This window comes from Pseudomonas sp. LBUM1652, from assembly GCF_059716105.1.
In genome coordinates, this window is sequence record NZ_CP166804.1 from 5041056 (window position 1) to 5052312 (window position 11257).

Annotated in this window: 6 protein-coding genes; 4 read left to right on the forward strand and 2 right to left on the reverse strand. The window is 59.7% G+C overall.

Translation table 11 applies throughout. The features are described from left to right. The first annotated feature begins 158 nt into the window (after positions 1 to 158). The 3 genes from aauS to ACA069_RS22740 are packed head-to-tail and all read left to right on the forward strand — an operon-like array spanning position 159 to position 3723. On the forward strand, positions 159 to 2060 hold the full coding sequence (aauS, locus tag ACA069_RS22730) for a two-component sensor histidine kinase AauS (RefSeq protein WP_401266476.1): 1902 nt from the start codon (positions 159 to 161) through the stop codon (positions 2058 to 2060). Continuing rightward, positions 2057 to 3385, forward strand: coding sequence for a two-component response regulator AauR (aauR, locus tag ACA069_RS22735; RefSeq protein ID WP_187680187.1), 1329 nt, complete (start codon positions 2057 to 2059; stop codon positions 3383 to 3385). Before aauS ends, aauR begins: the two co-directional genes overlap by 4 nt. Beyond that, complete coding sequence (locus ACA069_RS22740) at positions 3385 to 3723, forward strand: GlpM family protein (protein ID WP_325717581.1); 339 nt, start codon at positions 3385 to 3387, stop codon at positions 3721 to 3723. Before aauR ends, ACA069_RS22740 begins: the two co-directional genes overlap by 1 nt. 32 nt (positions 3724 to 3755) lie before the next feature. Here ACA069_RS22740 and ACA069_RS22745 read toward each other — a convergent pair whose 3' ends face one another. Both ACA069_RS22745 and ACA069_RS22750 read right to left on the reverse strand, forming a co-directional pair. Beyond that, positions 3756 to 4235 carry a hypothetical protein gene (locus ACA069_RS22745; protein ID WP_497615262.1) on the reverse strand — a complete coding sequence of 160 codons (480 nt, stop codon included), beginning with the start codon at positions 4233 to 4235 and terminating at the stop codon, positions 3756 to 3758. 210 nt (positions 4236 to 4445) lie between these two features. After that, positions 4446 to 5480 (reverse strand): alpha/beta fold hydrolase, encoded by a 1035-nt coding sequence (locus tag ACA069_RS22750; protein ID WP_497615263.1) that lies wholly within the window; start codon positions 5478 to 5480, stop codon positions 4446 to 4448. A 208-nt stretch (positions 5481 to 5688) separates the two neighbouring features. Between ACA069_RS22750 and ACA069_RS22755 the strand changes: the two genes are divergently transcribed. Further along, positions 5689 to 11253: a dermonecrotic toxin domain-containing protein gene (locus ACA069_RS22755; RefSeq protein ID WP_497615264.1), complete on the forward strand. Its 5565-nt coding sequence runs from the start codon at positions 5689 to 5691 to the stop codon at positions 11251 to 11253. Positions 11254 to 11257 lie beyond the last annotated feature (4 nt).

Consider the following 11257-nt stretch of genomic DNA (forward strand, 5'->3'; position numbering starts at 1 on the left):
GGCTGCGAAGCGGCCCCAGCACTTCAAAGTCAAACAGCGTGCATAGGTTTGACGACTGCTGCGCAGCCGATCGGGGATAAATCCCCTCGCCACAGAGTTCACCTCCAAACCAGCGGTGATTCACAAACAAGTGTTGTGGTTGACCCAAGGCAACTGTGATGAAATGCGACCCCACTCTCTATCGCGCAGCGCCGCCATCACTTGCCGTGAAACCCCGTCTGATTCGTCATCTGTTCCTGCCGCCGCTGGTCATCGCCCTGATGATCGGCCTGGGCTTTATCGGCTTCTGGACCAGTGAGCATTTTGGTATTCGCAGCCTCGGCGAGAACGGCCAGCGCCAACTGGAACTGCACGCCCGTGCGGTCGAGAGCGAGATCAGCAAATACACCTACCTGCCCAGCCTGCTGGAACTGGAAACCAGTGTCCCGCAATTGCTGGCCGACCCGACCCCGGAACACCGGCAAACGGTCAATGCTTACCTTGAAGGCCTGAACCGGCGCAGCCGCAGTCGGGCCATCTACGTGATGGACACCACCGGCCGCGTCATGGCCACCAGCAACTGGCGCGATGTCGACAGTTACCTGGGTGAAGACCTGTCCTTCCGCGCCTACTTTCAGAAAGCCATACGGGGCGAACCCGGCCGCTTCTACGGGATCGGCAGCACCAACGGCGAACCCGGTTACTACCTGGCCCACGGCCTTGAAGAACACGGCAAGATCGTCGGCGTCGCCGTGGTCAAGGTGCGTCTGGAAGCCATGGAAGAACGCTGGCAACGTGCGCGCCTCGAAGCGTTTGTCAGTGACGAAAACGGCATCATCATTCTCTCCAGCGATCCGGCGCGGCGTTTGAAGTCGGTGGTTCCGCTGAGCGACGAGACCAAGGAAAAACTCGCCCGCAGTCTGCAGTACTACTGGTTCCCCCTTAATGAACTGCAACCGCTGGCAAGGGAGACATTGTCCGAAGGTGTGGAGAAACTCACCTTCCCGGCCAACAGCGAAGTCGATTCCGATGAAGACGACATCAGCTATCTGGCGCAGACCCGTCCCTTGAGCGACACACCGTGGAATTTCACCCTGCTCACGTCATTGCAGGATTTGCGGCGCGAAGCAATCAATCAGGGCATCCTGGTGGCCGTGGCGTTTGCTCTGGTGGCCTTCCTGCTGATCGCCTGGAACGAGCGACGCAAGGTCATCGCCACCCGCCTCGCCGCCCGCGAAGCCTTGCAGGAAGCCAACAATCAACTGGAGCGTCGGATTACCGAACGCACCGCCGACCTGCGCGCCAGCAACGATCGATTGAAGAGCCAGATCCGCGAGCGGCGTCAGGCCGAAGAGACGTTGCGCCGCGCCCAGGATGAACTGGTCCAGGCTGGCAAACTCGCCGCCATCGGCCAGATGTCCACCAGCATCGCCCACGAATTGAACCAGCCACTGGCAGCCATGCGCACGCTGTCGGGCAATACCGTGCGCTTTCTGGAGCGCGGTCAGCTGGATGTTGCCAGCACCAATCTCAAGACCATCAACGACCTGATCGACCGCATGGGCCGGATCACCGCCAGCCTGCGTTCGTTTGCCCGGCGCGGTGACAACCACGGCCAGGCCAGCCTCGGCAAAGCCGTCGATGCCGCGCTGCAATTGCTCGGCGCACGCCTGGAGAGTTCGGCGCTGCAACTGCACCGGCAATTCATGGATGTGCAATTGCATATCGACCAGACCCGCCTCGAACAAATTCTGGTCAACCTGATCGGCAACGCGCTCGACGCCATGCAGGCGCAACCGCTGCCGGAACTGTGGCTGGAAGGTGAAGAGTTCAACGGCAAATATCGCCTGCGGGTGCGCGACAACGGCCACGGCATCGACATTGAAGCACGCAAGCATCTGTTCGAACCGTTCTTCACCACCAAACCGGGTGAGCAAGGCCTGGGCCTGGGCCTGACCCTTTCCGCCAGCCTCGCCGCCGCCACGGGCGGGCATCTGGGTGTCGAACACCCGGCCAGCGGTGGCACCACCTTCGTCCTCAGTTTACCGTTGGTAAGCCCTACTCCTGCCGAGCCAATATGAACCACGACCTTAGTGTGCTGATCGTCGAAGACGACCCCCATGTGTTGCTCGGCTGCCAGCAAGCGCTGACGCTGGAAGACATTCCCTGCGTCGGCGTCGGCAGTGCCGAAGAAGCACTGGAACGTGTCGGCGACAACTTTGCCGGGATCGTCATCAGCGACATTCGCTTGCCGGGCATCGATGGCCTGGAACTGCTGACCCGGCTCAAGCAACGCGACCGCAGTTTGCCGGTGGTGCTGATCACTGGCCACGGCGACATCTCCATGGCGGTCGGCGCGATGCAAAAAGGCGCCTACGACTTCATGGAGAAACCGTTCTCCCCCGAGCGTCTGGTGGATGTCGCGCGGCGTGCGTTGGAGCAACGCAGCCTCGCCCGCGAGGTTTCATCGCTGCGCCGGCAACTGGCCGAGCGTGATTCTCTTGAAGGACGCATCATCGGTCGCTCGCCAGCGATGCAAAACCTGCGCGAACTGATCGCCAACGTCGCCGACACCTCGGCCAACGTGCTGATCGAAGGCGAAACCGGCACCGGCAAAGAGCTGGTCGCCCGCTGCCTGCACGATTTCAGCCGCCGTCACAGCAAGCAGTTCGTCGCGCTGAACTGCGGCGGCCTGCCGGAGAATCTGTTCGAAAGCGAAATCTTCGGCCATGAAGCCAACGCTTTTACCGGCGCCGGCAAACGCCGGATCGGCAAGATCGAACACGCCGACGGCGGCACGCTGTTCCTCGATGAAGTGGAAAGCATGCCGCTGCCGTTGCAGATCAAACTGCTGCGCGTATTGCAGGAACGCACCCTTGAACGCCTCGGTTCGAACCAGAGTGTGGCGGTGGATTGCCGGGTGATTGCGGCGACGAAATCCGACCTCGACGAATCGAGCAAGGCTGGCGAGTTTCGCAGCGACTTGTACTACCGACTTAACGTGGTGACTCTGGAGTTGCCACCGCTGCGCGAACGCCGCGAAGACATCCTGCAACTGTTCGAACACTTCACTCAGCAATCAGCCCTGCGCTTCGACCGCGCGCTGCCGGAGCTGGACAACCAGACCCTGTCGAACCTGATGAGCCACGACTGGCCGGGCAACGTGCGTGAACTGCGCAACGTCGCCGAGCGTTTCGCCCTGGGTCTGCCGGCCTTCAAGAAATCCGGCGCCGGCAGCGCTGGCCAGGGCCTGGCGTTTGCCGAAGCAGTGGAAGCCTTCGAGCGCAATTTGCTCAGCGATGCTCTGCAACGCAGCGGCGGCAACCTGACACAGGCGAGCCTGGAACTGGGCATGGCCAAGACCACGCTGTTCGACAAAGTGAAAAAATACGGGCTGAGCCACTGATGGATCTACTACTGAAAGCCGCACTCGGCGCCGCCGTGGTCGTGATTCTCGCGGCACTGGCCAAGACCAAGAACTATTACATCGCAGGCCTGGTGCCGCTGTTTCCGACCTTTGCCTTGATCGCGCATTACATCGTCGGCAAGGGGCGTTCGATTGATGACCTGAAGACCACCATCGTGTTCGGGATGTGGTCGATCATTCCGTACTTTGTTTATCTGGCGACGTTGTATGTGATGGTCGACCGGATGCGGCTGGAGGCTTCGCTCGCCGTGGCGGCGGTGGCGTGGTTGATGGCGGCGACGGTGCTTGTCACGGTGTGGGTGCGTATCCATGCATGACCTGCACACAATCCACTTCAAACCGATGAAAATCAATTTTTGCAGGGCTCAACATCGTTGATCGAACGCTTCACCGTTAATACGCCATCACAATTAAAGTAACCTCTCGCAGTATTGATGTGCACTGTCAGGTTTTCATAGATCACAGAAGTCCTTACATGAATGGATGAAGCGTCGCCCTTTGATTCCGTCGAAAACTCATCGTTTGGTGAAGTGTTCACTCTCGGGCACGTAATACTTGTAAACGTACATTCATTGTTAGGACCATCGATGATGGCAGATGAGATACAGCTATGGTTTGCGCTATTTTCTTTCCAGGCTGTCATACAAGGTGTATCGGGTTTTGGTTTTCGACTTTTCGCCCACTCCGCGACTTTTGCCTCTTCGTCAGCGCTCTCTTTGTCGATAGCGTCAAGAGCGTCATCATATTGATCTGCCTTAACAAACTCGGCATCAAGAGAAAGCATGGCAAAAAATGTGGCTACAACAAGACCTTTGCGTAGACGTATCATTTTCTATTCTCCCTATAGTTATCCCGCTTCGCGAGACCATTAGCCGAGAATATTTTAATGATGCCAATTACGCCACTGTCAGAAATTACAGTCGGACATACCGATTCAGAATAGCGAAGAAACTTCTTACTTCATTTTCTCTATTAGTTTCAAACCACGCAGCAAACTACCAAGGGGTTAACTTTTCCCGGTGTTTTCAATGCATCATTATTACAAAAGGCCTGTTCCCACCACCGGTTCAATCTGCGCCCAATGCGAAGTGTCTTCACGATGCGCCTGCAAATACGGCAACACCGCCGCCAGCAACGGCGCTTTGAATGCCTCTTGAAAACGATGCGCCAACCCCGGAATCAGCTTCAACTGACTGCCGCGAATGTGCGCCGCCAAATGCACGCCATGCATCACCGGCAGCAACGGATCGGCCGTGCCGTGCACCACCAGCGTCGGCACGCGCAATTGATTGAGCAGCGCCACCCGGCTCCGTTCGGCCAGAATTGCCATGATCTGCCGCTTCACGCCTTCAGGATTGAACGCCCGGTCGTAGGACGCCGCCGCTTGTTGCAACAACGCCTGCCGATCATCGGTAACCGCCGGACTGCCCAGCGCCGCCAGCAAATCAGCCTGCTGCTCCAGCGCCACTTCACGGTTCGGCGCGCCACGCCGCGACAACAGTTGCACCAGCGCCGCACTCGGCGCCGGCAACCCTTCGGCCCCGGAGGTGGTCATGATCAGCGTCAGGCTCTCGACCCGTTGCGGCGCCATGGCCGCCATGTGCTGGGCGATCATGCCGCCCATGCTTGCGCCCAGCACGTGGAATTGCTCGACATGCAGCGCGTCCATCAAGCCCAGCGCGTCGTCGGCCATGTCGGTCAGGCTGTACGGTGCCGACACCGGCAGACCGAGTTTGTAGCGCAACACTTCAAACGTCAGGTTGGCCTCCAGCGGGGCCTGACGCCAGGTCGACAAGCCGACATCGCGGTTGTCATAGCGAATGACCCGAAAGCCCTGCTGACACAGCGCCACCACCACTTCATCCGGCCAGTGGATCAACTGCCCGCCCAGCCCCATCACCAGCAACAGTGCCGGATCCGATGAGCGCCCGATGCTTTGGTAGGCGATGCTCACCTGCGCCAGATCGGCGCGCTCGGTCGGCACGTTCACATCGCAACGCGCGGCGGCAAACGACGATGAGCCGAACAAAAGCGCGGCCAAAACGGCCGCGATTGATAAAAAAACCTTGTGCATGAAAAAACACCGAAACGCAGAACCCCAGTAGAGCGCGAGTCTGATGAAGTTTGTACAAGCGCGCTGCCACAGTTCGATGACAGTTTGATGAAGAGTGCCGAGTGGTCATTGCGCGATAACTATGTACCGCCATGGAGATCGACGATTTGCTTTGAATGACGGCTACAGGAAGCGGATCCGCCGTTTCGTTACGCGAGCCATAGTTGCCATGCCCGACAGTTTTATTTCCGCGCTCTCAGATCCCGGTCCGGCGCAGACACCGTCCGTTGCCCATTTACCCAAAAACCCTGACGCCGCAGTGGCGCTGAGTGCTTCGAACCGCTGGCGCTATAGCAGCCAGGCGCTGCGTGAACTGTTCGCCGGTGTGCCGACCACGCGTAAAACGCTGACTCGATTGCTTGAGCAGGAACTGGATCTGGGCGAGCCCGATATCGGTTTTCGCTTTGCGGCCACCCCGCAAAGCCCCGAACATTTCATACCGATCGTGCAGGCCTGTGCCTTTGGCTTTCAGCATCCGCTGCCTGCGAACACACTTGACCGGCAATGCCGCGTGACGGGTTTGCCCGCCACCCATGCGCTGTTCGCCCTCACGCCGCGGCAATTGCTTGAACGGCTCAAGACCCTGGATCTGGAGAAGGCACTGGACCGGGACTGGGATCAATACTGGGATGCGCGCGCGCCCGGCGCTTCGGTATCCCGTCGCGAACGCGCCGATCAACAGTATCGCCAGCATTTCGAAGCGACCGTACTGACCGCCGTCGCCCAGCATCGCGTGACGCCCGAACAGCGTCTCTCGCTGTTCGCGTTGATGGACGCGACCACTCACGATGCAACAGTCACCTGCGAGCAGATTTCGCTGGTGTTAAGCAATGGCAGCAAAGTGAAGTGCCCCACGGCCTGGGTCATCGGCTTTGGCGCCCGGCAGCAACCCGTGCATTGGTTGTACCTGCCGTTGCGCCCCGAAGCATTAAAAGGCTTTGACCAGCGCAGCGAACTCGAGGCCTGGCTGGGCGCTCAGTCGCTGATTCCCAGTGGCTTGCCACAAACCGGTCTGAGGTTTGAATACACCCACAGAGAGTTGCCATTGACCACTGGCATGAGCGACCTGCTGACGCACTTTCGCCAGGCCCGGATCGACGCCCTGCGCAACGGTAGCCTCGGCAAGCCCGGGTTTGCCGAACATGGCAGCAAAGCCCTCGACTTCTCTGACCAGACAGACCGTCAACGGCAGACCGCTGCCGTGTTCGGTTCTCCCCCCGTGTTTGAATCCGTCAGTGTCGAGGACGATGAACCGTCGCTGTTCGGCAGTCTCTATGCCGACATTCCTCTGGCCCTGCGTCAGGCCGCTCTCAAGCGCCAGCGTGATGCCCTGGAAGCCCGGTTGGGTACGTCGAGCGACAACGCCGCCCTGCAACCGATCAAGGATTTGCAACAAACATTGGAAACCGCCGAGCAAGCCGCCGACAACGCCGCGACTGCGCTGTTGGGCCGCTCGCAGCCTTTCGACCTGCTTACCCTCAATCGTGAGTTCACCGCTCTGCATCAGGCACACAAGGCCGGTTTGCTAGCCGAAACCGACTTGCAAAAGTTGCTTGAACAGATCAGCAGCGAAGAACACCAACTGATCAAGGCCCTGCTCGACCCGCCAGACAACCCCGACAGCGATTGTGTAGCCGCCAGCCTGATACTTTCGACGAGCGAAACGGCTGACAGCCCAACGACCGAGACGCTCAACGGCCCGTTTGTCATGACCCGCGCCGGTACGTTGCTCGACCCGACGTCTGCCCACAGCCTGTTGCTGTACTGGCCCGGCACTGGTGGAGGACTGCAACGCTTTGCCAGTCGTCGGGCGCTGGAAAGCCAGATGTTCGCCCTTGCCGAAAAGGATCCATTACTGACCCTGCAACTGAAAAAAATCAGCGGCGATCCACTGCATCACGCCCTCGATCAGGTGACCAGCGAGTACGAAGAGCAGGCCGCCGTGCTCCGTGCGCACCCCGGCAAGTCCATGTTGACACCCGAACGCAGCGGGCCAATGCAGGCCCTGCGCGAACGTTTCAGGGCCGCCCTCCAGGTGCCAGTGCACGCCGCACGGAATCTGGCCTTTGCCCATCTGCTGGAACAAAACCGCTCCGGCAGGTTGGCCGACAATCTGCCGCACTGGCAACGAAACTTGCCGGCCAGCGAACGCAGCAATCTGAAGACGCAGATCCAGGCCTATATCGCCGCCATGCACCGCAGCCACCAACTGCTGATGCGGGCCTTGCCGCCACGTGATGACTTCACCCGTCAGCATTTGCACCAACGGTTGCGTGAGGACTTCTCGGTGCAGGGGCCTTTCTCGGTACAGATCGACCTGCCGGACTCCGCCAGACTGCAAAAGCAATTGAGCGACGGCTCAACCATGACCACCCCGCAAAAGCTGGTCGCGGTGCCCAGCGCCTCACGCAGTAAGGTGCCACTCGAAGACCTCGCGCAGTCCAACATCGACAACACACCCTCGATGCGTCTGGAGTCGGAGTCCTTGCGCCTGCTGTTCATGACGGTCGAAGTCATCGCGGCCGATGACAGCGCACGAGCAGCCTTGCGCACAGGCATCACCCATGAGTACCTGCGCAAGATTCTGCCGGAACTGGATTTGCCCAAAACCTACGAGCAAACGATCCGTGACGCCTTCATGGGCGGGCTCGGTGAATCCGCCTTCGTGCGCGAGCATCGGCGTGAATGCCTGATCGAACCGTGGCGGCTGATGCTCAAGATGCAAGGCGAATGCGCGCGTTTACAACAACGCATCAACCATCACGAATGGCAAATATTCAACATTGCCATTGAAGCCGACACTACCCATGCCTGGAACACTGGAGCCCTGCGCATTGTGCTCCTGCCGGCCTTCCTCAGAGCCGGTGGCAAGGACACCCCCAATCAAGGCCCCGTCACGCTGTCAGGCGTCACCTTTATCCAGGAGCAAATCAGCGGGACAACCTTGCTCTATTTGCCAGACAGTCCCGACGACCAGGTTCTGCGTCGTTACGACAGTCTGGAGGAGGCCCGCAAGGCGCTATTCAAACTCTGCGAGCAAGACCCGTGGATCAGCTATCTGGCAGGCCGGGCCTTGCAAGGGGATGTGCGCGCCCATGAAAACCGCCTCGCTCAGGCCATCGTGAAAAAGCATGACGCCATGGTCGGCGTCGGTATGCCCTGGCCTTCGACCACCTCATTGGCCGCGCACCTGCTCAACGCCCACATGGGCCGATTGATCGAAGCCCATCGCGGCACATCGCGCGCCAATGATGCGTTGTACATGGAACGCTATGCCCTCAAGGGACCGCGAGCTTTCAATTACCTGAAAATGGCCTTGGGGTTGCTGCCCTTTGTCGGCGTGGCGTTTGCCGTCTACGACGCCTGGACCAGCGCCAATCAGGCGGTCGCGGCATTTTTGCGCGGTGATGTGGGTGATGGCCTGGCGGAACTTGAATCGGTGTTGTTGTCGCTGATCGATGCGGCCATGGATCTGCTGCCGGGCGAAATGACCACTTCCGCCCTTTCCCGAGCGGCCCGTTCACTGACCCGCACTCGCCAACTGCGCAGACTGGCTCAAGGCGCCGGCGCGCTGCATGTTCCCTCGCAACGTCAGGCTCGGCATCTGACGGCGCGTTTCGCCGGCTACGAGTATGAAAAGCCGATTTCGCTGTCAGGGCTGGAACCAGCCACCGAAGGCCTCTATCGCGGCATCTACCGGCATGCCGACGGCGACTTCATCCTGCGCCAGGGACGGATCTTTGAAGTTCAACGCAGCAACAACGCCGACAACTGGCGTTTACACGGCACGAGTACCAAGACCTATAAACAACCGATTGCCCTGGATGAAACCGGCCAGTGGGATACGTGGTTCGGTGTGCATGGCACGGCGGTCGAAGGCGGGGCGCTGGGCGGCGGGAATATCGCCGGACACCTGGCTGATGCGGCCGATCCCTTCTGGCCACAGGCGATTCGGCAGCGCCTGCCGCGCTGGCTGGTGGATCGCAAGTATCGCCGTTATCGTCAGTTGACCCAGGCCGCCGATAGCCTGGCCGACCAGCTCGATGCCAGGGGTGTGGCGAGCGATGCCGCGATCAACCGTTACGGCGCGGCATCGCAAGCGGATCGACCGGCCTTGATGCCAGCCTCAGAGGCCGCCTGTGTCGGCGATATCCAACTGGCAACACGGCACTACGAAACCCTCGATGATTTGATGCCCTTGACCAAGGGAAACAAAAAACGCGCGCTGCTTGAAATACAGAGCAAGGAGGCCTCGCTGTTGACTGACCGTTACTGGCGCCGCGCTTACCATCTCTCCCACAGCACCGCACGGGTGACTGAAAAAATTGATGACCTGGCCTTGGCACTGGATAACCTGCCCCCCGAAAGTCTGGCCCAACGCATCAGCCTCCTTGAGGATATCCGCACACAGCGGGTCGATTACGTACGCCTGCTTGAGCAAATGGAGCAGCTCAAGGGCGATGCCAATTACTGGTATGAGCGCATCCGCATCCGCGCGCACAAAGAACCCAGAACGGCGATGATCGAGGATATAAACACCAAGCACAGTGATGCCAACCTGCTTTATCTGAAAACCAGTCAACGCCTGGAAACCGTCAAACGCTATGGCCGAACCGACGATGTCTCCTGGTTCTACCTGATGGGACAGGCTCGGGAGCTTCGCAGCAATGTCGATAGGGCCTTGTACACGCAGTACAACCTGCCGAACATCCAGGCGACCCGGGCAAAACGCAATCAGATTCTGCACAACTGCCTGGAGCTGTACACCCGCTATCGCCGTGAAATGAATATCTGGACCGCCACCTATCCGCAACACTTCCACTTGAATGAAGTCCCCGCATTGATGAGCGGGATCGAATGGCTCGCCGAACGCGCCCGCAAAGGCATCATCGAACCGCCCGCGCCGACAACGGGGGGGCAGGCCGCACAGCGCGTGTTCACAACCGCCGATAATCAGTTGATGTACGGCATCGAGCGTTGGGAACCGACGACCCAGAAACACCAATACGTTTCCACCGGCCGCGCAGGCCATGAGGAAGTCTGGGAGCAAGGCAGCGATGGCAGTTACCGCCTGCTCAACCCGCGAAATACAGAACCGTCCGCCCCCGCCCCGATGAGCCTCGCCAAGTTGGTGGCCGATGCGCAACGGCGCCTGGATGCCCAGGCGGACTACCAGATCAGAGTCGAATCCTACGCCGAGCAGGACATGCTCCCGGTCGACCTGGAACACATGATGGTCAGTGAGGCAGCCGAGCTCAATCGCCGCGCCGACCGCATCGAGACCCTGGCGGCGCAAAACCCGATCATTCCACAACTGCGCGACAAGGCCAGCGAACTGACCCTCATCGGCCGGAACCTGCGTACCCGCCAATCACTGACCAGCCAAAAACCCACCGACGGCATGCTTGAAGACCTCATCGAGCAGAACGCTGTGGAAATCCGTAAAACCAGCGCGCTGAAAAACCTCGGCAAGCGCCACGGCCATAACGACTATCTGCAGGAATATGAAATCTGGGACATGACCCTGTCGCCAGCGGAGCTGCTGTGGTATGCCCACTTTCACTATCGCAAACCGACAGCGGCGTTCGGCAATTTCGAGAAGGCCCACTTGAAACTGCCAGACCACCGCTTCCTGACCCACGCGGACGATGCCACCCTGCCCTACGCCGGCATTGGCAAGAAGTCAGCCGTGCTCGAGCACTTCGAAGCAATTGCGGCTAACGACCCGGTCTAGAAAG

What these genes read in the sequence shown, in the direction of transcription:
- ACA069_RS22745 (WP_497615262.1), bottom strand. Translation starts at nt 4,235, where the DNA reads ATGATACGTCTACGCAAAGGTCTTGTTGTAGCCACATTTTTTGCCATG.
- aauR (WP_187680187.1), top strand. Translation starts at nt 2,057, where the DNA reads ATGAACCACGACCTTAGTGTGCTGATCGTCGAAGACGACCCCCATGTG.
- ACA069_RS22740 (WP_325717581.1), top strand. Translation starts at nt 3,385, where the DNA reads ATGGATCTACTACTGAAAGCCGCACTCGGCGCCGCCGTGGTCGTGATT.
- ACA069_RS22750 (WP_497615263.1), bottom strand. Translation starts at nt 5,480, where the DNA reads ATGCACAAGGTTTTTTTATCAATCGCGGCCGTTTTGGCCGCGCTTTTG.
- ACA069_RS22755 (WP_497615264.1), top strand. Translation starts at nt 5,689, where the DNA reads ATGCCCGACAGTTTTATTTCCGCGCTCTCAGATCCCGGTCCGGCGCAG.
- aauS (WP_401266476.1), top strand. Translation starts at nt 159, where the DNA reads ATGAAATGCGACCCCACTCTCTATCGCGCAGCGCCGCCATCACTTGCC.